This window comes from Saccharopolyspora dendranthemae, assembly GCF_007829955.1.
Taxonomy (GTDB): Bacteria; Actinomycetota; Actinomycetes; order Mycobacteriales; family Pseudonocardiaceae; genus Saccharopolyspora; species Saccharopolyspora dendranthemae.
This window is the reverse complement of sequence record NZ_VIWX01000001.1, coordinates 431,882-453,512: the sequence shown is the minus strand read 5'-3', so window position 1 is coordinate 453,512 and position 21,631 is coordinate 431,882. Positions and strand designations below refer to the sequence as shown.

General features: G+C 70.0%; 18 protein-coding genes. 8 read left to right on the top strand and 10 right to left on the bottom strand.

Going from position 1 to position 21,631, the window contains the following annotated elements:
- Window positions 1–38: 38 nt before the first annotated feature.
- Complete coding sequence (locus FHU35_RS01980) at window positions 39–1,730, bottom strand: AMP-binding protein (protein ID WP_145736105.1); 1,692 nt, start codon at window positions 1,728–1,730, stop codon at window positions 39–41.
- Between the two features lie 139 nt (window positions 1,731–1,869).
- Between FHU35_RS01980 and FHU35_RS01975 the strand changes: the two genes are divergently transcribed.
- Entirely contained in the window at window positions 1,870–2,670 is an 801-nt protein-coding gene (locus FHU35_RS01975) for a LuxR C-terminal-related transcriptional regulator (protein ID WP_186459219.1), read from the top strand.
- 42 nt (window positions 2,671–2,712) lie between these two features.
- On the opposite strand, the gene FHU35_RS01970 is transcribed toward FHU35_RS01975, so the two are convergent.
- Window positions 2,713–3,465: a class I SAM-dependent methyltransferase gene (locus FHU35_RS01970; protein ID WP_246110018.1), complete on the bottom strand. Its 753-nt coding sequence runs from the start codon at window positions 3,463–3,465 to the stop codon at window positions 2,713–2,715.
- A 270-nt stretch (window positions 3,466–3,735) separates the two neighbouring features.
- Complete coding sequence (locus FHU35_RS01965; protein ID WP_145736101.1) at window positions 3,736–5,118, bottom strand: CitMHS family transporter; 1,383 nt, start codon at window positions 5,116–5,118, stop codon at window positions 3,736–3,738.
- Window positions 5,119–5,281: 163 nt separating this feature from the next.
- Here FHU35_RS01965 and FHU35_RS01960 point away from each other — a divergent pair, with 163 nt between their 5' ends.
- Window positions 5,282–6,892, top strand: a complete 1,611-nt coding sequence (locus FHU35_RS01960) for a sensor histidine kinase (RefSeq protein ID WP_246110017.1) — start codon at window positions 5,282–5,284, stop codon at window positions 6,890–6,892.
- On the top strand, window positions 6,889–7,557 hold the full coding sequence (locus tag FHU35_RS01955; protein ID WP_145736098.1) for a response regulator: 669 nt from the start codon (window positions 6,889–6,891) through the stop codon (window positions 7,555–7,557). Before FHU35_RS01960 ends, FHU35_RS01955 begins: the two co-directional genes overlap by 4 nt.
- 77 nt (window positions 7,558–7,634) lie before the next feature.
- On the opposite strand, the gene FHU35_RS01950 is transcribed toward FHU35_RS01955, so the two are convergent.
- Complete coding sequence (locus tag FHU35_RS01950) at window positions 7,635–8,525, bottom strand: MIP/aquaporin family protein (protein ID WP_145736096.1); 891 nt, start codon at window positions 8,523–8,525, stop codon at window positions 7,635–7,637.
- Window positions 8,526–8,773: 248 nt separating this feature from the next.
- Between FHU35_RS01950 and FHU35_RS01945 the strand changes: the two genes are divergently transcribed.
- Window positions 8,774–10,363 carry an L-lactate permease gene (locus tag FHU35_RS01945; protein ID WP_145736095.1) on the top strand — a complete coding sequence of 530 codons (1,590 nt, stop codon included), beginning with the start codon at window positions 8,774–8,776 and terminating at the stop codon, window positions 10,361–10,363.
- 68 nt (window positions 10,364–10,431) lie between these two features.
- Here the strand turns inward: FHU35_RS01945 and manD are convergent, their stop codons facing one another.
- Window positions 10,432–11,667, bottom strand: coding sequence for a D-mannonate dehydratase ManD (gene manD / locus FHU35_RS01940; RefSeq protein ID WP_145736093.1), 1,236 nt, complete (start codon window positions 11,665–11,667; stop codon window positions 10,432–10,434).
- 130 nt (window positions 11,668–11,797) lie between these two features.
- Between manD and FHU35_RS01935 the strand changes: the two genes are divergently transcribed.
- The 3 genes from FHU35_RS01935 (at window position 11,798) to FHU35_RS01925 (ending at window position 15,599) form a co-directional block, all read left to right on the top strand.
- Entirely contained in the window at window positions 11,798–12,790 is a 993-nt protein-coding gene (locus FHU35_RS01935; RefSeq protein WP_145736091.1) for a LacI family DNA-binding transcriptional regulator, read from the top strand.
- A gap of 83 nt (window positions 12,791–12,873) precedes the next feature.
- The gene (gene uxaC / locus FHU35_RS01930; RefSeq protein ID WP_145736089.1) at window positions 12,874–14,316 is read left to right on the top strand and encodes a glucuronate isomerase; all 1,443 of its coding nucleotides are present in this window, start codon (window positions 12,874–12,876) and stop codon (window positions 14,314–14,316) included.
- Window positions 14,313–15,599: a mannitol dehydrogenase family protein gene (locus FHU35_RS01925; RefSeq protein WP_246110016.1), complete on the top strand. Its 1,287-nt coding sequence runs from the start codon at window positions 14,313–14,315 to the stop codon at window positions 15,597–15,599. Before uxaC ends, FHU35_RS01925 begins: the two co-directional genes overlap by 4 nt.
- A gap of 156 nt (window positions 15,600–15,755) precedes the next feature.
- On the opposite strand, the gene FHU35_RS01920 is transcribed toward FHU35_RS01925, so the two are convergent.
- Both FHU35_RS01920 and FHU35_RS01915 read right to left on the bottom strand, forming a co-directional pair.
- The gene (locus FHU35_RS01920; protein WP_145736087.1) at window positions 15,756–17,777 is read right to left on the bottom strand and encodes a putative bifunctional diguanylate cyclase/phosphodiesterase; all 2,022 of its coding nucleotides are present in this window, start codon (window positions 17,775–17,777) and stop codon (window positions 15,756–15,758) included.
- A 159-nt stretch (window positions 17,778–17,936) separates the two neighbouring features.
- Entirely contained in the window at window positions 17,937–18,728 is a 792-nt protein-coding gene (locus FHU35_RS01915; RefSeq protein ID WP_145736085.1) for an enoyl-CoA hydratase/isomerase family protein, read from the bottom strand.
- A 382-nt stretch (window positions 18,729–19,110) separates the two neighbouring features.
- Here FHU35_RS01915 and FHU35_RS29140 point away from each other — a divergent pair, with 382 nt between their 5' ends.
- Window positions 19,111–19,278: a hypothetical protein gene (locus FHU35_RS29140; protein WP_186459349.1), complete on the top strand. Its 168-nt coding sequence runs from the start codon at window positions 19,111–19,113 to the stop codon at window positions 19,276–19,278.
- Between the two features lie 4 nt (window positions 19,279–19,282).
- Here the strand turns inward: FHU35_RS29140 and FHU35_RS01910 are convergent, their stop codons facing one another.
- The 3 genes from FHU35_RS01910 to FHU35_RS01900 form a co-directional block, all read right to left on the bottom strand.
- Window positions 19,283–19,738, bottom strand: coding sequence for a DUF2871 domain-containing protein (locus FHU35_RS01910; protein WP_145736083.1), 456 nt, complete (start codon window positions 19,736–19,738; stop codon window positions 19,283–19,285).
- Between the two features lie 87 nt (window positions 19,739–19,825).
- A complete protein-coding gene (locus FHU35_RS01905) occupies window positions 19,826–20,506 on the bottom strand; it encodes an ABC transporter ATP-binding protein (RefSeq protein WP_145736081.1) in 681 nt (226 codons plus the stop codon).
- On the bottom strand, window positions 20,503–21,591 hold the full coding sequence (locus FHU35_RS01900) for an ABC transporter permease (protein WP_145736080.1): 1,089 nt from the start codon (window positions 21,589–21,591) through the stop codon (window positions 20,503–20,505). Before FHU35_RS01900 ends, FHU35_RS01905 begins: the two co-directional genes overlap by 4 nt.
- Between the last annotated feature and the right edge of the window lie 40 nt (window positions 21,592–21,631).

Sequence of the window (21,631 nt, the reverse complement as noted above, 5' to 3'; positions counted from 1 at the left end):
TGGCCTGGAACGGCCTCCGCGCCCCGCGGTCTTCAGGCTCAGGAGCGCAGCTCGGGGAACTGGTCGTCGCGCCACTCCAGGTTCTGCCCGGCGGATTCGTCCTCGCGGGCGCGCAGTTCGACGCGGCGAATCTTGCCGGAGATCGTCTTCGGGAGATCGAAGAACTCCAGTCGCCGCACCCGCTGGTAGGGCGCGAGGTGTTCGCGCGCGTAGCGCAGGATCTCGCAGGCGGTCGTCTTGTCGGGCGCGTGGCCGGGAGCCAGCGCGATGTAGGCCTTGGGGACGGCAAGCCGCACCGGGTCGGGCGAGGGGACCACGGCCGCCTCGGCCACCGCCGGGTGCTCGATCAGCACCGATTCGAGCTCGAACGGGCTGATCTTGTAATCGCTGGCCTTGAACACGTCATCGGTGCGTCCGACGTAGGTGATGTAGCCGTCCTCGTCGATGGTCGCGACGTCCCCGGTGTGGTAGAAACCGCCGTCCATCGCCGCGTCGTTGCGCTCGGCGTCGTTGCGGTAGCCGGTCATCAGCGGCAACGGGTGCTGGGCGAGGTCCAGGCAGATCTCGCCTTCGCCGGAGCCCTCCACCGGCCGGCCCGTCGCCGGGTCGACCAGCACGACCGGAACGCCGGGCAGGGCGCGACCCATCGACCCCGGGCGGAGCTCGGATCCGGGAGTGTTGGCCACCTGCGCCGTCGTCTCGGTCTGCCCGAACCCGTCCCGCAGCTTCAGGTCCCAGGCGCGCTCGACCTGCTCGATGACCTCCGGGTTGAGCGGTTCGCCCGCGCCGATGACCTCCCGCAGCGCTCCGGGCCTCTCTCCGAGGTCGGAGTTGATGAGCATCCGCCACACCGTGGGCGGAGCGCAGAACGTCGACACCTCCCACCGCCGCAGCCGGTCGAGCAACATGACGGGGTCGAACCGCCGGTAGTTGCACACCAGGATGGTCGCCTCGGCGATCCAGGGAGCGAAGAAGCACGACCACGCGTGCTTGGCCCAGCCCGGCGAGGAGATGTTGAGGTGCACGTCGCCCGGCCGCAGACCCAGGAAGTACATCGTGGCCAGGTGTCCGACGGGGTAGGAGACCTGGGTGTGCTCGACGAGCTTCGGACGCGAGGTCGTGCCGGAGGTGAAGTAGTGCAGCAGCGGATCCCCCGGACCGGTTCCCGGGTGGGTCACCGGACGCGCAGGGGAGGACGCGGCCTCGCGCAGATCCGCCCACCCGTCGGCGGGACCGACGCTGATCCGGCCGTAGGCGCCGGGCACGTCGGTGAACTTGCTCGTGTCGGCGGCGTTGGCGATGACGTGCTGGGCGCCGCTGCGGAAGATCCGGTCGATCAGCTCGGCGGGTCCGACCGCGGTCGTGGTCGGCACGATCACCGCGCCCAGCTTCATGATCGCCAGCATCGATTCCCACAGCTCGACCTGGTTGTCGAGCATGAGCACGACGGATTCGCCGCGGCGCACGCCTCGGGAGGACAACCAGCCCGCCAGGCGATCGGACGCGGCGGCCATGTCGGCGAAGGACCGCCGCAGCTCGGAACCGTCCTCCTCGACGATGACCAGCGCCGGGCGGTCGTTGTCGCGGGCGATCGCGTCGAACCAGTCGATCGCCCAGTTGAACTGCTCGCCCAGCTGCGGCCAGCGGAATTCGGTGACCGCGCGCGCGTGCTCTCCGCGGAGCGCCAGGAGCTGGTCGCGGCTTTCCCGGTATGCCCCGGTGACGTCCATTGCGGTTTCCCCTTCGATGCGACGACGCTGTCCCGGAAGAGCGTGCACCGCTCGCTGGGCGAGCGGACACCCACTCGTGGGGGTAGCGGTGATCGGCCGTTGTGGGGTATCCACCCACGAGAAGCGGGGAGGTGCGAGCATGGACGACGATGTCCGGGCGGCTGACTGGATCGACCGGCTCCTGCCGGAACGGCTGAGCTGGTTGGCGCGATCGAGCGGAATTCCCGTGGTGTTCGGCGGCGGAACGTCGGCGACGCCGGACCAGCTGGTGATCGGCCGCTTGAAGGGCACCTTCGGGACGGGGTTGCGCGGGCTGGAGGTGGGCCGGGGCACCGGGCTCGGCGGCAGGGTCCTGCGCGACCGCGTGGCGCACCGCGTCAACGACTACGCCCGCACGACCGACATCACCCACGAGTACGACGCCATCGTGGTGCGCCAGGAACGGCTCACCTCGGTGTACGCCCTGCCCATCAAGGTCGGTGGCTCGGTGCGCGGCGTGATCTACGGAGCGGTCCGCGATCACCGGCCGCTGGGCGACCGCGCGCTGCGCACCGCGGAGGTGGTGGCCGCGCAGCTGTCCCGCGACGTCGAGAACCGGTTGCGCCCGGACCCCGAACTCCGCGAACCCGATCCGCTGAACGAGCTCGCGGCGCTCATCGAGGAGACCGGCGACGCCGCGCTGCGCGCTCGCCTGAGCCGGATCCACGACCGCCTCGGCGGGAGCAGGGACCCGGTGGCGAGCAGCGAGCGCTCCCTGGCGCCGCGCGAGATCGAGGCGCTGCGCCTGGTCGAGATCGGAGCCTCCAACGTGGAGATCGCCGCCCGCATGGGCCTCAGCCCGCAAACGGTGAAGACCTACCTGCGCAACGCCACCCGCAAGCTCGCCGTCCGCAACCGCACAGCAGCAGTCCACGAAGCCCGCCTCGCAGGCCTGCTGTAGAAGTCCGAAAACGCCTCGCGCCACCGGAGGCAGGCCCGGTTCTCACGAGGTCGGTACTTCGACGACGAAGAACAAGAACGTCGGTGTGGTCGCGAGCTGCTCGAAATCGTCGGGGAAGATCTCGCGAGCAGACGGGTCCGGCTGCGGTTCGCTGATGGTGGTGAGGTGGAAACCGGCCCCGGTGAAGGCGTCGATCATGGAATGCAATGGGCGGCGCCAGAACGTCATCGGGAGCGTGCTTCCGCCGAACTCCCAGTTGAAGCTGTAGCTCGTGGTCGCGAAGTAGCCGGGCCGGGGATCGGAGATCGTGTACGCGACGAAGGGGTGCTCCACCGATGCGATCAGACGGCCCCCTGGTTTGAGGATTCGGTGGAACTCGGCCAGCGCGGATCCCCAATCTTCGAGGTAGTGCAGGACGAGCGACGCGACCACGTCATCGAAGGCGGCGTCCGCGAACGGCAAGCGGTCCCGCAGGTCGGCGACGTGCAAGGGCGTACCGTCGCCAAGCCTCCGCTTCGCCAAGCGCACCATCTCCGAACTGATGTCCACACCCGTGACGACCGCACCTCGGGCTTGCAGTTCCGCCGAAAGCGCACCTGCCCCGCAACCGGCGTCGAGGACACGACGACCGGTGACGTCGTCCGCGATCGCGAGCATCGCAGGACGTTCGTAGTAGGCGTTGACGAGGTTGTTCTCGTTCTCCGCCGAGTACGCCTCCGCGAAGCTGTCGTAATCGTTCGCCTGCGCCGAGGGAGAAGTCCGAGCTTCCTCCAGTCCACCGGTTTCGTGCTCCACGCCCCGACCCTAACGACGGCGACGGAAATCTCGCCGCGTGCAACGGCCCGCAACGCCCCCTCCACCAAGTTCGGGAACCACCCCGTCGCCCAGCGCACGAAGAACGAGAACGCCGACGCGCGCGCGAGCCGCTCGACGTCGGCCGGTCCCAGTTTTAGTCCAAACCGAGCCATGATCATGTCCGAAATGTCGGCTCAGTTTGGACTAAAACTGGGACTTGGTGCGCATCCCGCAACGTGACTCGGGCTTCCCGGTGGCGCGCGGGGGCGGTCAGTGGATGGTGATGAGGCCGAGGCCCAGGCCGGTGGTGATGACCACGGCGCAGACCAGGAGGGCCCACTTGATGGCGAAGCGGTGGTGGTCGCCGAGGTCGACCTTGGCCAGGCCGATCAGGACGTACATGGCCGGCACCAGCGGGCTGAGCATGTGGATGGGCTGGCCGAGCAGCGAGGCGCGGGCGATCTCCATCGCGCCGATCCCGTGCTGAGCACCGGCTTCGGCGAGGATCGGCATGACGCCGAAGTAGAAGGCGTCGTTGCTCATGAAGAAGGTGAACGGCACGCTCAGCACCGCGACGATGACGCTGAAGAACGGGAACAGCGCGTCGGGCAGCGCGGTGAGCAGGTACTGCGCCATCTGCTCGATCATCCCGGTGCCGGACAGCACCCCGGTGAACACCGCTGCGGCGAACACCATCGCGACCACGGCCACGACGCTGTCGGCGTGCGAGGCGATCCGGTCGCGCTGCTGCTCCAGCTTCGGGTAGTTGACGATCAGGGCCAGCGCGCAGCCGATCATGAACAGCACCGAGATCGGCAGCACGCCGACGATCAGCGCGGTCAGCAGCGCGACGGTCAGGCCGGCGTTGAACCAGTACAGCTTCGGCCGCAGCGATTCGCGGTCGGGAGCGAGCACGTCGAAGTCTCCCGAACCATCCTCGGAACCGTCCGCCCCCGAACCGCCCGATCCCGAGTCGCCCGAGCCCGAACCGCCCGAGAACGACACGCCCGAGCCCGCGCCGACCAGGGCCGGTGCGGCGGTGCGCAGCCGGGCGCGCTCGCGCTGCCCCAGGACGTAGGCGAGCACGAACACGGTGACCAGTCCGGCGGCCAGGGCCGGGATCATCGGGACGAACAGCTCCTGCGGGTCCAGCCGCAGCGCGCTGGCCGCGCGGGCGGCCGGACCGCCCCAGGGAACGACGTTGAGGATCGCGTTGGTCAGGCACGCGAGGCCCGTCATCACCACCGGGCTCACGCCCAGCCTGCGGTAGATCGGCAGCAGCGCCGACACCGTGATCATGAAGGTGGTCGTGCCGTCGCCGTCCAGGGACACCAGCGCGACCAGCGCGACGGTCCCCATGATCAAGCGCAGCGGGTCGTTGCGCGTGAGGCGGACGACGCCGCGCGCGATCGGGTCGAACAACCCGGCGTCGATCATGATCCCGAAGTAGAGGATCGCGAACAGCAGCATGGCCGCGGTCGGAGCGACCGACTTGATGCCGTCGGTGATCATGTCGCCGAGGTCGGGTGCGAACCCTCCGATCAGGGCGAAGACCGCGGGAACCGCGATGAGCGACACCATCGGCGAGAGGCGTTTGCTCATCACCAGGTAGAGGAAAACCGTCACCATGCTCAAGCCGAGTAGCGCGATCAACGCGTCCTCCTCCCGCGGACCTCCGGTGGTCCCACTTGCAGCTCCGTTGCGTTCCGGGGAACCGTAGGTGAGCTACGTCGCGCTGACGAGATTTGTCGATGTTGCCCGCGTAGACCGCGTTCAGCACGTTCTGCGCGTTCTGCTCACGACGTAGGGTCGGGGGATGCCCCACCGCCCGATGCGGTTCGCGCGACAGGCCCTGCTTCTGCAGATCGCCTTGATCACCCTGGTCACCACGATCGGGTTCTTCCTGGTCGCGTCGCTGCTCGACCGCCACCTGGTCGACCAGTACGGCCAGCGCGCCCTCACCGCCGCCCAGGTGCTGGCCACCGACACCGACCTCGCCGACTCGGTCGCGCGCGGCGACCAGCCCGGGGTGCGCGAGCAAGCGGCCCGGGCGCGCGCCGCCTCCGGGGCGCTGTTCGTCGTCGTCACCGACAGGCGCGGCATCCGGATGTCGCACCCCAACCCCGACGAGATCGGCGAACCGGTCAGCACCGACCCGCGCCAGGTGCTCGCGGGCCAGGAGGTCGTGAACGTGCAGCGCGGCACGCTCGGGTTCTCCGCTCGCGGGAAGGTTCCGCTGCGCGCTCCCGACGGCGTGGTGATCGGTCAGGTGAGCGTGGGTTTCGACGCCGAGGACATCAACACCTCGCTGCTGCGGCTGCTCGGCACGACCGCTGCGTTCCTCGGCGGTGCGCTGCTGGTGGGCATCGCGGGCGCGGCGTGGCTGACCCGGCTGCTCAAGCGGCGGACGCTCGGGCTCGAACCGGAGGAGCTCGCGGAACTGGTGCGCCAGCGCGAAGCGGTGCTCTACGGGATCGGCGAGGGCGTGCTCGCCGTGGACGCCTCCGGAGATGTCTCCGTCCGCAACCGCGAAGCCGAGAAGCTGCTCGGCACCCCGATCGAGGTCGGCACCCCGACCGGCGATCTGGAGATCCCGCCGCGGCTGCGGGACCTGCTCCTGAGCCGGCGCGAGGCCGACAACCTGGTCGCGCTGTCCGGAGACCGGGTGCTGGTCGCCAACCACAGGCCGGTCAGGCGCGGAGCCCTCGAACTGGGCAGCGTGCTCACCCTGCGCGATCGCACCGATCTGGAAGCGCTCAACCGCGAGCTCGACAAGGTGCGGAGCATGACCAACACCCTGCGCGCGCAACGGCACGAGTTCACCAACCGCCTGCACACCCTGTCCGGTCTGCTGCAGACCGGGCGGCACGGCGAAGCCGTCGAGTTCGTGCAGGCGTTGACCCACGGCGAGGTCAGCGGGCTGGGACCGGCAGCCGAGGCCGTGCGGGACCCCTACCTGGTGGCGTTCCTGTCGGCGAAGAAGTCGGTGGCCACCGAGCGCGGCGTCGAGCTGGAGCTGGCGGAGACGAGCTGGGTGCCCGCGGCGCTGAGCGCCCCGGTGGAGGTGATGACGGTGGTGGGCAACCTCGTCGACAACGCGATCGACGCGGCGCGAGCCGGAGCTGCCCGCCCGGCGCGGGTCGAGGTCGACCTGCTGTCCGACGGCACCACGCTGCACGTGTCGGTCGTGGACAGCGGTGATGGTGTTCCGGAAGGGTTGCGCGAGGACATCTTCGTCGAAGGCGTGTCCTCCAAGGACTCCCACGGCAACGGCCTCGGGCTCGCGCTGTGCAGGCAGGCGGCGCGCAGCCTCGGCGGCGACGTGCGGATCGCCGGGACGGGCGACGAGCCGGGCGCGCTGTTCGTGGCGACGATGCCGAACGCGATCGACGAGGGTTCCCCGGCGAGCGAGGAGGCGAAGCCGTGATCGGTGTGGTCGTGGTGGACGACGATTTCCGCGTGGCGCAAGTGCACGCCGAGTTCACCGATCGCGTCAGCGGTTTCCGGGTGCTGGGCACCGCGCACACCGCGCAGCAGGCGCGCGAGCTCATCGCCGAGCGGAACCCGGATCTGGTCCTGCTCGACAACTACCTGCCCGACCACGACGGGATCGCGCTGCTCGCCGAGCTCGAGACCGACGCCATCATGCTCACCGCCGCCACCGATCCGGCGACCGTGCGCGCCGCGTTCGCCGCGGGGGCGCTGAACTACCTGGTCAAGCCGTTCACGGCCGAGCAGCTCGCGGAGCGGCTCAACGCCTTCGCCCGATTCCACGCGCGACTGCCCGTGACCGGCCCCGGCGTCGACCAGGAGGACATCGACCGCGCGATGCGCCTGCTGCGCGAGGGCGACCGCCCGGCGGCCCCGAAGGGGCGCTCCACGCAGACCACCCAGCTCGTCCTCGACGCCCTGCGCAACGACGGCCGGGCGCGCTCCGCCGCGGAGATCGCCGACGAGCTGGGGATCTCCCGCGCGACGGCGCAGCGCTACCTCGCGGCCCTCACCCAGGACGGCCAGGCGACGATGACGTTGCGCTACGGGGCCAGCGGCCGCCCGGAGCACCAGTACGAGCCGCTCCCGGGAAGCCGGTAGGGGCTGTTGAGGAATTCGGGCTGAGTCCCGCACCTGAAACGGCGGCTCTGCCGCATTCCTCAACAGCTCTCCGCCGCTCAGGCCGTTTCGTCGCCTGCTCGGCCCGGTTCTGGCGGTGCCGTTCTCGCCGCGACCACCTGGCCGATGAACAGGTCGTACACCACGGCACCGATCACCGCGCCGATGAGCGGACCGACTATCGGGATCCAGAAGTAGAAGCTGAACCACTCGTGGTTGCCCGGTAGCGCCAGATCACCCCAGCCGGTGAAGAAGGTCCACAGGCGTGGCCCGAAATCGCGTGCCGGGTTGATCGCGTAGCCGGCGTTGGGGCCGAACGTCAGACCGATGACGGTGACCACCATGCCGATCATGAACGGCCCGAGGTTGGCCGCCGGTGCGCTGTTGCGCGCATCGATCAGCGCGAAGATCAGCAGCACCAGGATGCCCGTGCCGACGATCTGGTCGAGCAGCGGTCCCCACCACGAGCCGCCGAAGTACTCGGCGGGGAAGGTCGCGAATATCGCGAAGGTGTCCAGGGATTCGCTCCGCGGCACGCCCGCCTTCGCGTTGAACGCGTCGATCGCCCAGCTGTACACCGAGTACACCAGGCCGGCGGCGAGGAACGCCCCCACCAGCTGGGCGAACATGTAGGGCACGACCTTGACCCAGGGGAAGGCGCGGCGGACCGCGAAGGCCAGCGTCACCGCGGGGTTGATGTGCGCGCCGGAGACCCCTCCCGCGACGTACACGCCGAACACCACGGCGAATCCCCAGCCGAAGGCGATGATGAGCCAGTTCCCGGCGCCGAAGGGATCTTCTTGCAGCCCGGACCCCGGCAGGCCGGCGACGGCGACTGCGACGGAGCCGCAGCCCAGGAGGATCAGCACGAATGTTCCCAGGAACTCCGCCAGCAGCTCGCCGGTGAGTCCCTTGCCGTAACCGGAGCGGCGTTGTGTCTGCTCGGCCATCGGTTCTCCCACGGAATGGCGGCGCGGGTGACCCCGTGATGACGCCGCCTCTGTGCCCCCAGAAGGGGTGGATGCACATAGCAGAGTAGAACCCCTGCGGCCACCCGGCATCCCGTCGTCGCAGGGCAGCCGACTCGGCGTCCACGTCGTACACGCGTTCAGCAGGATTCGTTGTAGTCGTGTGACTTGCCTCCGCTGAACGGGCCGCTATGTTGCGCGCAACGGTTCGACGCCCCGAGGGAGTGGCTGTGTACCAACAGGTGCTAGATCCGCTGTTCGGTTCGCTCGGGTTGAGCGCGCTCGCCGCCGCTCTGCCCCTGCTGGTCCTGTTCGTGCTCCTGGGCGTCGTCCGGATGGCGGCGTGGAAGGCCTCGCTGATCTCGCTGCTGGTGGCCCTCGTGGTCGCGGTGCTCGTCTACCCGATGCCGGTCGGGCCCGCGGTCTTGTCGGCGACGCTGGGCGCGGCGTTCGGCTTCTTCCCGATCCTGTGGATCGTGATCAACGCGATCTGGGTGTACAACATGACCGTCACGACAGGGCATTTCGCGGTCCTGCAGAGGTCGTTCTCCCGGGTCAGCGGAGACCGCAGGATCCAGGCGGTGATCATCGCCTTCTGCTTCGGCGCGCTCCTTGAAGCGCTGGCGGGCTTCGGCACGCCGGTCGCCATCACCACCGTCATGCTGCTCGCGCTGGGGATCTCGCCGATCACCGCGGCCGTCGTCGCCCTGGTTGCCAACACCGCTCCCGTGGCCTTCGGAGCTCTGGCGTCCCCGCTGGTCACCCTCGCCAGCGTCACCGACCTGCCGCTGGCCGAGCTCGGCGCCATGACCGGTCGCCAGACCCCGCTGCTGGCGGTGTTCGTGCCGATCGTGCTGGTGGGCATCCTCGACGGGATGAAGGGCGTCCGGCAGACCCTGCCCGCCACGCTGACCTGCGGCATCACCTTCGCCCTCGCGCAGTTCGTCGCCGCTAACTACATCTCGGTGCCGCTGACCGACATCATCGCCTCGCTCGTGGCCGCCGGTGCCACGGTCCTGCTGCTGAAGGTCTGGACCCCGGCCGGTGCCGACGAGTCGGAGGCCAGCGCTGAGACCGACTCGCGCGGCCAGGTGGCGCGCTCCTACCTTCCGTACCTGATCATCATCGCGGTGTTCGTCGTCGCGCAGCTCGGCCCGGTCAACGACCTGCTCGACGCGGTGACGGTGAAGTTCAACTGGCCCGGCCTGCAGATCACCGACGTGAGCGGGGAAGAGCTCTCGCTCACCGAGTTCAAGTTCAACTGGCTCACCAGCGCGGGCAGCCTCCTGCTCATCGCCGGAGCGCTGAGCATCCCGGCCATCAGGATCGACCCGCGTCGCGCCGTCGAGCGCTACCTGTCCACCTACGCGCAGCTGAAGTGGCCGATCGTCACCGTGATGTCGGTGCTCGCGATCGCCTACGTCATGAACGCCTCCGGTCAGACCGCCACGCTGGGCAGCTGGATGGCCGGGGCCGGCGGCGTGTTCGCGCTGATCTCGCCGATCCTCGGATGGCTGGGCACGGCGGTCACCGGTTCGGACACCTCGTCCAACTCGTTGTTCGGCGCGCTGCAGGTCGCGGCCGCGAACAAGGTGGGCATCGACCCCACGCTCGCCGCGGCCGCCAACGGATCCGGTGGCGTGCTGGGCAAGATGATCTCGCCGCAGAACCTCGCCATCGCCGCCGGTGCCGTCGGGATGTCCGGCAAGGAAGGCGACATCTTCCGGCGAGTGCTGCCGTGGAGCCTGGTGTTCCTGGTCGCGATGTGCGTCCTCGCCTACCTGCAGTCGCTCCCGGTCCTGGCCTGGATGGTGCCGTAGCGGGCATGCATCAGGAGTGGTGCGCGGAGTCCGGGCGGCGTGCGAGGTTTCGCCACCCGGACCGCCGATCACCAGTCGTGGACCGTTCCGTCGAGGAGGCGGTTGGTGGGGAGGTAAGCGGGCTCGTAGGGGTACTTCTCGGCGAGTCGCTCGTCGAAGTGGATGCCCAGTCCGGGTTCCTGGCTCGGGCGGAGGCCGCCGTCGGCGAACTCGACCGTCGGTCCGAACACCGCGTTGGTCCGCTCGTCGTGCAGCATGTACTCCTGGATGCCGAAGTTGTGCAGCGCGAGTCCCAAGTGGACGGACGCCGACATGCCGACCGGTGACACGTCCGTCGGGCCGTGCATCCCGGACTTGATCTGGTACATCGCGGCGAAGTCCATGATCCGCCGCACGCCGGTGATGCCGCCCGCGTGGGTGACGGGGGAGCGGACGTAGTCGATGAGCTGTTCGCTGATGAGCGTCTGGTAGTCCCAGATCGTGTTGAACACCTCGCCGATCGCCAGCGGGGTGGTCGTGTGGCTGCGCACCAGTCGCAGGGCCTCCTGGTTCTCGGCCGGGGTCACGTCCTCCAGCCAGAACAGGTCGTACGGTTCCAGCGTCTTGCCCAGCCGGGCGGCCTGGATCGGGGTGAGCCGGTGGTGGGCGTCGTGCAGCAGCGCGAGCTCGGGGCCGAACTCGTGGCGCACCGCCTCGAAGACGGACGGCACGTGACGCAGGTAGGCGCGGGTGTCCCACACCTCCTCGGCGGGCCGGGCCGAGCGTCGCGCGGGTTCGTAGTCGTAGCGCCCGCCGCCGTCGCCGGACGCCAAGCTCGCGGCCACCCCGTACACCGAGGGCAGGCCGGGAACTCCCGTCTGCACCCGGATCGCGGTGAAACCGAGCTCGAGGTGCGCGCGGATCGAGTCGAAGAGCTCGGGCAGCTCGCGCCCGCTGGCGTGACCGTAGACCCGGCAGCGCTCGCGGCTCTCACCGCCGAGCAGCTGGTAGAGCGGCATGCCCGCCGCCTTGGCCTTGATGTCCCACAGCGCCGTGTCCACCGCTGCGATGGCCGCCATCGTGACCGGTCCCCGGCGCCAGTACCCGCCCCGGTACAGGTACTGCCAGGTGTCCTCGATGTTGTGGGCGTCGCGGCCGATCAGCAGCGCTGCGACGTGGTCCCGGAGATAGCCGGCCACCGCGAGCTCACGGCCGTTGAGAGTGGCGTCGCCGTAGCCGACCACCCCGTCCGAGGTCGTGATCTTCAGGGTGACGAAGTTCCGTCCAGGGCTGGTCACGATGACATCGGCGCGATCGATGCGCACGGCGGTCACTCCTCTTGGCACGCGGGACTTTCGAGCGTCGGCTCGGGTCACAAGCTACGAACGGCGGGCTACCATGACAACTTGTTGCCACGTGTTGTCAGCGTGGTTTCCGAGCAGTGCGGAGGGATGAGTGGAACAGGCACGGCCGACGATCTACGACGTGGCTCGCCACTGCGGGCTCGCGGCGTCCACGGTCTCCCGGACCTTCAGCAACCCGGCGCGGGTCAGCCCGGGCACGCGTGAGCGGGTGCAGGCCGCGGCCTACGAGATCGGTTATGAGCCACGACCCTTGGCGCGGGCGGAAGCCCCCGGGCGCATCCGCGTGCTGACCCTGGTGGTCACCGACATCTCCAACCCGTACTACGCGGACGTGATCAAGGCCGCCCAGGCCAGGGCCATCGAGCGCGACTACACGCTCGCGCTGACCGACAGCGACGAGTCGGCCCGCCTGGAAGCCAACAACCTGCGGCAACTGCTGGCCACCACCAGCGGCGGGATCCTCGCGACCTCCCGGCTCTCGGACGACGCCGTGCGTCAGATCGGCGGGTACCGGCCGATCGTGATGATCAACCGCGAGGTCGAGGGCGTACCGAGCCTCGTCGTGGACACGGCCGCCGGGATGCGCAAGGCCGTGCGGCACCTCGCCGTGCTCGGCCACCGCCGGATCGCCTACCTGTCCGGCCCGCGCAACTCCTGGGTCAACGGTCAGCGCTGGCAAGCGGTGCGCGAAGAGACCTCCGAGCTGGACATGGAGGTGACCTTCCTCGGGCCGTTCCCGCCGAACCGACGGGGTGGCGAGGACGCGGCGGACGCGCTCGTGCTGGGGAAGGTGTCGGCCGCGATCGGGTACAACGACCTCATCGCGATCGGAGTGCTGCAGCGGTTGCGCGCCACCGGCGTCCGGGTGCCCGACGACCTGTCGCTCATCGGCTGCGACGACATCTTCGGTGCGGACCTCACCGTTCCCGGCCTGACGACGATCGCCGGGCCCGCCGACAAGCTCGGGTCCCAAGCGGTCGACGCCCTGCACACGCGCCTGTCGGGGCACGGTGACGGCCCCGGCTCGGTCACCTTCGAGTCCCACATGGTGATCCGAGGATCCACGGGTCCCCCGGCGACCTGACCACGAACACCGGGACCGGGGGTGGGGTGACAACTGCTGGCAACCCGTTGTCATCGGTAGCCCCAGCGGATGAAGCTCCGGCCATGGACGGCGTCACTGCACCCACCGCGGCCGGTCGGCCGCTGAGTCCGCACCCCGATCGCCTGCTGCCGGTCGATCCGGTGGAGCGGGCGATCGCCCGACGGCTGTACGACAGCGTCCGGGCCCTGCCCCTCATCAGCCCGCACGGTCACGTGGACCCGCAGCTGCTCGCGGCGGACGAGGCGTTCACCGACCCGGCGTCGCTGCTGGTGACCCCGGACCACTACGTGACCCGATTGCTGCACGCGCACGGCTGGTCGCTCAACGACCTCGGCCTGCCCGACGCCGACGGCGCCCCGGTCGCGAAGCCGAGGGAGGTCTGGCGGGCGTTCTGCTCGGGATGGCGGTACTTCCTCGGCACCGCGTCGCGGCAGTGGATCGAAGCGGAGCTGCACGAGGTGCTGGGCGTGCGCAGGCAGCCGTCGGCCGACAACGCCGACGAGCTCTACGACGAACTCGTCGACCGGCTCGCGACACCGGCCATGCGGCCGCGGGCGCTCTTCCGCTCCTTCGGCATCGATGTCCTCGCCACCACCGACGACCCCGCCGACGACCTGCGCCACCACCAGGCGCTGGCGTCGGATCCGAGCTGGTCGGGCCGCGTGGTGCCGACCTTCCGACCGGACCGGTACGTCGACGCCACCCAGGCGCGGTGGACGCAGTCGCTCGACGACCTGGCGCAGGCGAGCGGGATCGACTCCACCAGCTACCGCGGACTGGTGCGGGCGCTGGAAGCGCGCCGCGACCACTTCCGCGCCCACGGCGCCACCGCCACCGATCACGGAGCACCGGACCCGGAGATGGCGTTCCTGCCCGAGGCGGAGGCGAGCCGGCTCTTCGACGCCGTCCGCGGCGGACGCGCGACACCGCAGGAGGCGCGGCTGCTGTCCCGGCAACTGCTGGGGGAGAACGCCCGGATGTCCAGTGAGGACGGACTGGTGATGGCGCTGCACTCCGGCAGCTGCCGCAACCACCACGCACCGACCTTCGCCCGCTACGGCGCCGACACGGGTCACGACATCCCGATGTGCACCGAGTTCACCCGAGCTCTGCGGCCGATGCTCGAACGCTTCGGCACGCACCCGCGCTTCCAGAGCGTCGTGTTCACCCTCGACGAGACCGCGTTCTCGCGAGAACTGGCTCCGCTGGCGGGTTTCTACCCGTCGCTGCACCTCGGTGCGCCGTGGTGGTTCCTGGACGCACCGCGGGCCATGCGCCGGTTCCGCGACGCGGTCACCGAGACGGCGGGATTCCACCGCACAGCGGGCTTCGTCGACGACACCCGCGGCTTCTGCTCGATCCCGGCGCGGCACGACACCGCTCGTCGCGTCGACGCCGGCCACCTGGCGAGCCTGGTGGCCGAGCACGTGATCAGCGAGGAGGACGCGGCGGACGTGCTGCACGACCTCAACGACGCGCTGCCCAGGAAGGCGTTCCGGCTGTGACGGTCAGGATCACCCGGGCCGCGGCGAAGCTCGGTCCCGCCGCGCCGGTCCGGGCCGTGCACCTGGGGCTCGGCGCCTTCCACCGCTCCCACCAGGCCTGGTACACCGCCTGCGCCCCGGAGTGGGGGATCGCCGCCTACACCTTCCGCAACACCGAGCTGCCGCGCGCGCTCACCGAGCAGGAGGGCGCGTACACGTTGCGGGTGCCCGGTGAGGTGGACGCCGTGGAGGCGATCGGCTCGATCAGCCGGGCTCATGCGGGAGGGGAGCAGGAGCAGTGGCTGCGGGACCTGGCCTCTCCGGAGGTCGAGGTGCTCACCCTGACCGTCACCGAGGCGGCCTACGCGAGGCCGGAACCGCACCGGGACTCGGCGATGGGACGTGTGCTGGCGGGGTTGCGGGCACGCCACCGCGCTCATGGCGCGCCGATCACGCTGGTGCCCTGCGACAACGTTCCGGCCAACGGCGAGGTCCTGCGCTCGGTGATCCGCGCGGCCGCTGCCGGCGATCCCGCCTTCGTCGAGTGGACCGAAGCGCAGGTCGGCATCGTGAGCACGGTCGTCGACCGGATCACGCCCGCACCGGGGACTGATGCCGCCGAGGAGGCCGCGCGCGTGATCGGGTTCCAGGACGCGGCGCCCGTGGTGGCCGAGCCGTTCACCGAGTGGCTGCTGTCCGGGAACTTCACCGGCGAGCGACCGCCGTGGGAGCGGCGCGGCGCGCGGTTCGTGAACGACATCGGTGCGTACACCGACCGGAAGCTGTGGTTCCTCAACGGCGCGCACACCTTGCTCGCCTACGCGGGTCTCGCGCACGGCCACAGGACCATCCGCGATGCGGTGCGGGACGCTCGTCTCGCCGCGCTCGTGCAGGAGTGGTGGGACACCGCGGCCCGGCACATCAACGTGGACACCTCGGAGATCGGGGAGTACCGGCGGAACCTGTTCATGCGGTTCGCGGCGCGGGGCATCCGGCACGAGCTCGCGCAGATCGCGGGTGACGGATCGCAGAAGATCCCGGCCCGGTTGCTGCCGGTGTTGCGCGCGGAGCGGGCGGCGGGACGGCTGCCGGCCGCGGTCGTCATCGGACTGGCCTGCTGGCTGCGGCACGTGCAGACCGCGGAGGTGCGCGATCCGCGCGCAGCAGAACTGGTCGAAGCCGCACGATCCCGAGAACCGGTGCGCCGCACCCTGATCGCGCTCGACCACGACCTCGGCACCGACGACGACCTCGTCTCCGCGGTAGCAGCAGAACACCGCACCCCGGCCCCGAAGGTCGGTTGACGCGGGGGAGGTGGAGGCACATCCCAGTTTTAGTCCAAACCGAGGACCTTCCGCGCCCGAAATGTCGGCTCAGTTTGGACTAAAACTGGGAAATGGTGCGCACTTCCCACCTCGCCCGGGCGTGCCGTGGCTTGGGTGCTGCCGGCCGGTGGCGGGTCAGGGGATGATCGGGCCGGCTTCGATCAGCTCGGCGAGCTCCGGGCCGGGAAGCGCCTTGGAGAACAGCCAGCCCTGGTAGGCGTCGATGGGCATGGTCCGCAGGACGTCGAACTGCTCGCGGGTCTCCACGCCTTCGACGACGGTCGTGCAGTCCAGCGACCGCGCCATGTCCGTCACCACGCCGACCAGCGTGCGATCGATGTGGCTGTGGGCGATGTCGGTGACGAACGTGCGGTCGATCTTGATCACCTGGGCCGGGAACTCCCGGATCCGCGTCAGCGACGAGTAACCGGTGCCGAAGTCGTCGACGGCGAAGCGCATCCCGCGGTCGCGGAGTTCGTGCATGCCCCTGCGCATCTCGGCGGGGAGGTCGACGATCGCGGTCTCCACCAGCTCCACGACGATGCGCTCCCAGGCGAGTCCGGTCTCGGCGACGAGGCGCTCGATGAGGTCGGTGAAGATCGGGTAGCCGGGCATCAGCTCGGCCACGTTCACCGACACCGACACGGGCTCGCCCGACCGGCCGACGGGCCAGCTCGCCGCTTCGCGCAGCGCCGTGCTCAGCACCCACGCGTCGAGGTCGGCGAGCATGCCCGCCCGCTCGGCGACCGGGAGGATCACTCCCGGCGAGAGCATCCCGCGCTCGGGGTGGTCCCAGCGCAGCAGGGATTCGCAGGTGCGGATCGTGCCGTCGGCCGCGACCGTCGGCTGGAAGTGCAGCGCGAGCTCGTCGTTGTCGATGGCGTCGCGGAGCTCGCCCTCCAGCTCCAGCTGGCCGTCGATCGAGTCGATCAGCGTCGGGCCCGCGAACGCGATGCTCGAACGCCCCGACTTCTTGGCCCGCAGCGCCGAAGCGAACGCCCAGCGCACGAGATCCTCGCCGCTCCCACGACATTCGGACCCGAGCGCGGCGCCGATCAGGGCGGAGACCTGAACCCGGTGCCCCCGCACGTCGAAGGACGTGTGCATCAGCCGGGCCACCGTCGTCACGATCGCCGCCACACCGCCCTCGGCCGCGACGTCCGGGCAGACCACGACGAACTCGTCGGCCGCCGAGCGCCCCACCGACCACCCCATCGGCAGCTGCCGCTCCAGGCGCCGTGCCATCGCGATGAGCACCTCGTCACCGGCGGCGTACCCGAGAGCTTCGTTGATCCGGTTGAAGTTCTTGATGTCGCAGTAGAGGACCGCGGCGCGCTCCGGGTCGGCCACCAGCTGCGGGATCGCCGTGCGGTTCCACAGCCCGGTCAGCTCGTCGTGATGGGCCCAGTAGCGCAGCGACTGAGATTCGCGGCGGCGATCGGTGACGTCCTCGAAGACGACCAGCCAGAACGGATCACCGCCCGACTGCAGGGATGTGGCCACGTGGACCTCGCAATGAACCTGCTCTCCATCGGACCGCACCAGGACCCACTCCTGCGCGGCGGCGCCCTCGGAGAGCTCGTTCATCTCGAACGGCTCGGTGCCGCCTTGGTCCAGCAACGAGTTCATGTGCTTTCCCCGGAGATCCTTCGAGGAGCGGGCCAGCAACCGCCGCATCGCCGAGTTGGAGTCGAGCACGTACCCGTGGCGGTCGAACAGGCCGATCGCGACCGGGGTCAGCTCGTAGAGGTCCCGGAACTGCCGCAGCGAGGTCTCCAACTGCTCATGAGCGACGGTGTCATCCCTGGTCAGCCTCGCGTAGCCGCGCAGCTCACCATCCGGCGCCCACAACGCGGTGGTCACCACGTTCGCCCAGAACCAGGTGCCGTCCTTGCGCACGCGCCAGCCCTCGTCGACGCTGGTCCCGTGCTCGCGCGCCTGTTCGAGGAGCTTCTCGGGGTGGCCTGCCGCGATCTGCTCGGGGGTGTAGAACTGCGCCAGGCTGCCACCGATCACCTCGGAGGCGAGCGCCCCCAGGATGCGCTCGGCACCGAGGTTCCAGCTCACGACCGCGCCTGACGCGTCGAGCGTGTACACCGCGAAGTCGCTCAGGGAGAACAGCGCTTCGGCGCCTGCCGCACCGCGCAGCTCGGTCATGTGCACCTCCACTCGGAGAGGGCTCGGGGTGCGCCCTCCGACGACGTCGGCGGTGGCACTCCACCGCCAGTGTTGCGGGAGGTGGGACGCCCCGCAGCGGCTCGGCGTGTTGGCCGAGTGCGCGGGCTCTCAGATCGCCCGTCGTGTTCGAACTCCTGGTCAGCGCTCTGCTGCCGAGTTGAACCGCGGTGCCCGCTTGTCGAGGAACGCGCGCACGCCCTCGGCGGCGTCGGGCGAGGCGAACGCCTGCTCGGACAGCGGCAGCGTCGAGCGGACGGCGTCCCGGTCTCCTTCCCGGCTGCTGTGCACCGCTTGCTTGACCAGGGACAAGGCCGAGGTCGGCAGCTCGGCCAGCCGGGCGGCCAGATCGAGGGCGGTGTCCAGCGCTCGGCCTCGGGGGACGACCCGGTTGAGCAGGCCCCAGGAGTGGGCGGTCTCGGCCGAGATGGGGTCGCCGAAGAACATCATCTCCTTGCCGCGCGCCTCGCCCAGCCTGCGCGTGACGCGGATCGGGCCGCCCGAAGCCGGGATCACGCCCAGCTTGATCTCCGGCAGGGCGACCTCTGTGCCGGCCTCCCCGATGATGAGGTCGCAGCACGCCGCCAGCTCCAGCCCGCCGCCGTAGGCGAGCCCGTTGAGCGCGGCGATGGTGGGCTTCGGGAACTCGTCGACCAAGGCGAAGGTGTCGTTCTCGAACGCCAGCTTGCGGTCGACGACGTCGCCCTCGGCGATCAGGGACGGGAACTCCTTGATGTCCGAGCCCGCGCAGAACGCCCGGTCACCCGCGCCGGTCAGCACCAGCACGCGGACCTGCGGGTCGTCGGCGGTCCGGCGCAGGACGGCGTTGAGCTGCCGTGTGAGTTCGAGCGTGGTGACGTTCATCGGCGGGTCGTTCAACGTCACGACCGCGATGTGGTCCTCTGCGGTGCAGGTCACGAGATCTGTGCTCATCCGAGGCCGATTCCTCTCCAACGTTCGGGCTATGCCCCGACCTTAGGAGTGATGCCCGGGCCAGGGGACGCCGCGCGGGCCGGCGGGAGGGGACGGGCGGGGCACCGCCCGCCGCACCCCTCCCGCGCGAAGCCAGTCGTACGACTGCGATCCGGGCCCCTTTCGCGTGAAGTTGTCACCATCTCCCAGTTTTAGTCCAAACCGAGGGCCTCTCGTGCCCGAAATGTCCGCTCAGTTATGACTAAAACTGGGAGATGCCGAGCCCGCGCACCGCGCCCGGTCCCCGTTGGTCCGGGCGGATCAGCGGCAGGCATCCTGGTGGTGTCCGAGAGGCCCGGGTCCGAGTACGGCACCTGGCCGACCCCGACCGCAGGAGACCAGCATGAGCACCCCAGACGAGCGCCCGGAGATCGACCTCTCGCGGGACCCCAACCCCGGCGTCCCCGATCACGCCGCGCCCGAGGGCGCTGCTGTGGACCCGCTGATCGACCTCTCCCGCGACCCCAACCCGGGCAAGGCGGACCACGCCAAGCCCGACGACGAGGGCTGAACACCTACCGGGCTTCGCGGAACACGGTCTCGCCGCGCTGACGGGCGGCGGGGCCGGACCCGTCGCCGATCCTGCTGCGCAGGCAGACGAAGAAGAAGACCAGGGCGATCGTGAGGAGCACGTGGCCCAGTCCCGCCGGACCTGAGATCGCAGGCCCGGCCTGCTGGCCCAGCACGGTCATGATCCCGTGCGCGGTCATGATGCCGGTGCTCAGCAGCAGGCCCGCGTGGTACGTCCAGAAGAAGGCGTTGAAGAACCGCCCGCTGCTCAACCGCAGCGACTTCTCCAGGGCGATGGCGATCAGGAAGAACACCGTGCCGAGCGTCAGCAGGTGCGTGTGGACGACGGAGAGCTGCGTGACTCCGGTGAAGTCCTGCGCCTTGGTCAGCTCCCGGTAGAAGAGGCCGCCCAGGAGTCCCAGGACGGTGTAGAGGACGGCGGAGTAGTAGAGCTTCTTCACGGCTGTCGGCCCTTTCGGCTTCGAGGTGGGGTGCGCGGCCACGAGGCACCGGTCCGGCCGGTGCCCCGTGGCCGCTGGTGCGGTTGCTCAGACGCCCGCGGGGAGGTGCAAGCGGCCGTCGTGGACCTCGGCGACCTGGTCGACCGCGGTGAGATGAGTGCGGTCGTGGGTGACCAGGACGGTCGCCGTCGCCTGCCGGTGGGTGAGGTGGGTGATCAGGTCGATCACCGCGGCGCCCCGCTCGTGGTCGAGGGCGCTGGTGGGCTCGTCGACCAGGAGCACGGTGGGATCGTGCATCAGGGCGCGGGCGATGTTGATCCGCTGGCGCTGACCCCCGGAGAGCTGGTGGGGGCGCCGGTCGGCTTGCCCGGCCAGGCCGACCGAGTCGAGGAGCTCCATCGCCCGGGCCTTGATCGCGCGCGGCTTGTGGCCGTCCATCTGCCCCATCACCTGCAGCTGCTCGGCAGCGGTGAGCGAGGGCAGCAGGTTGGGCTGCTGGAAGACGATGCCGATCTTCTTGCGGCGCAGGTCGGCGAGCTCCCAGCGCGGCATGCCGTTCGTCGGCGCGCCGTCGATCCTGACGCTGCCCGCGTCCGGGGTGATCAGCGTGGCCGCGACCGCGAGCAGGCTGGACTTGCCGGACCCGGACGGGCCGACGACGGCCGTGAGACTCCCGGTCGGGACCTGGAGGCTCACCCCGTCCAGGGCGGTCAGCCTGGAGTCACCGTCGGGGTAGGTGAGGGTGATGTCGGTCAGTTCGAGGCTCATCGGGCGCTCCCCAGTGCGGTCAGCGGGTCGACGGACGTGATGCGGCGGATGGACAGCGCCGCTCCGAGCGCGCCGAGCGCGATCATCACGGCGGCCGGGATCAGGACGGTGGCGGGCGACAGCGAGAACGGCACGGGCGTGCCCGCCAGCAGCGTGCCCAGACCGGCGGCGATGCCGGTGCCGATCAGCGTGCCGCCGGTGAGCAGCACGACCGCTTGGCCGAGCGCGTCCTTGAGCAGGTAGCGGGTCGAGGCGCCCAGCGCCTTGAGCACCGCGACGTCACCGCTGCGCTGGATCGTCCACACCGTGAAGAACGCGCCGATGACCAGCGCCGAGATCGCGAACAGGAAGCCGCGCATCAGCTGCAGGGAGCCGTTCTCGGAGGAGTAGGAGCCGATCGCGTTCAGCGAATCCGCCTTGGACACCGTCGTCGTGCCCGCTGCCTGGTCACCCGGTGCCGCGTCGGCTCCCGGCGTGGTGTTCAGCGCGATGACGCTGGCGGTCGGGCCGTCGCTCCGGCTGGTCGGCGGTGCGGTTTTCTGCCAGGTGTCGAGGCTCGTCCAGATCACGGGGGTGTGGCTGAACGACGCGTCGCCGCTCACCCCGGCGACCACCAGGTCCTGTCCGGCGAGGGTGAACTTCGCGCCGGGCGCGACCCCGAGGTCTTCAGCGGCGGTGGCGGACAGGACCGCGGCGTTGCCGCCGATCTTGCTGCTCTCGGGCGCGAGCGTGGAGCCGGGCTCGACGCCGAACGCCGACACGCCGGTGCTCTTGTTCCCGCTGCTGGCCTTGGTGGTGGCGATGCCGAGCGGCTCGGCGTTGACCACGCCGGGAGCCTGGGACAACCGCTGCCACTGCTGCTCGGTGACGGTGGAGTTGGCGTAGGACAGGTCCTCGCCACTGCTCGGTGCGTTGAACGCGATCTTGTCCGCGGGCAGCGAGGTGATCGCGGAGATGTTCTGCTGGCCCAGCCCGGCGGTCAACCCGGACAGCAGGCCGACCAGCAGTGTGATCAGGATGATGACGACGCCCATCAGGGCGAACCGCCCCTTGGCGAACTTCAGGTCTCTCCAGGCGACGAACACGGTTCGGGCCCGTCCTCTCATGCGGTCTGTCGGGTACCAC

Coding starts and splice junctions, on each gene's coding strand:
- FHU35_RS01980 (WP_145736105.1), bottom strand. CDS start 1,730: ATGGACGTCACCGGGGCATACCGGGAAAGCCGCGACCAGCTCCTGGCG.
- FHU35_RS01975 (WP_186459219.1), top strand. CDS start 1,870: ATGGACGACGATGTCCGGGCGGCTGACTGGATCGACCGGCTCCTGCCG.
- FHU35_RS01960 (WP_246110017.1), top strand. CDS start 5,282: ATGCCCCACCGCCCGATGCGGTTCGCGCGACAGGCCCTGCTTCTGCAG.
- FHU35_RS01950 (WP_145736096.1), bottom strand. CDS start 8,525: ATGGCCGAGCAGACACAACGCCGCTCCGGTTACGGCAAGGGACTCACC.
- uxaC (WP_145736089.1), top strand. CDS start 12,874: ATGGACGGCGTCACTGCACCCACCGCGGCCGGTCGGCCGCTGAGTCCG.
- FHU35_RS01920 (WP_145736087.1), bottom strand. CDS start 17,777: ATGACCGAGCTGCGCGGTGCGGCAGGCGCCGAAGCGCTGTTCTCCCTG.
- FHU35_RS01915 (WP_145736085.1), bottom strand. CDS start 18,728: ATGAGCACAGATCTCGTGACCTGCACCGCAGAGGACCACATCGCGGTC.
- FHU35_RS29140 (WP_186459349.1), top strand. CDS start 19,111: ATGAGCACCCCAGACGAGCGCCCGGAGATCGACCTCTCGCGGGACCCC.
- FHU35_RS01905 (WP_145736081.1), bottom strand. CDS start 20,506: ATGAGCCTCGAACTGACCGACATCACCCTCACCTACCCCGACGGTGAC.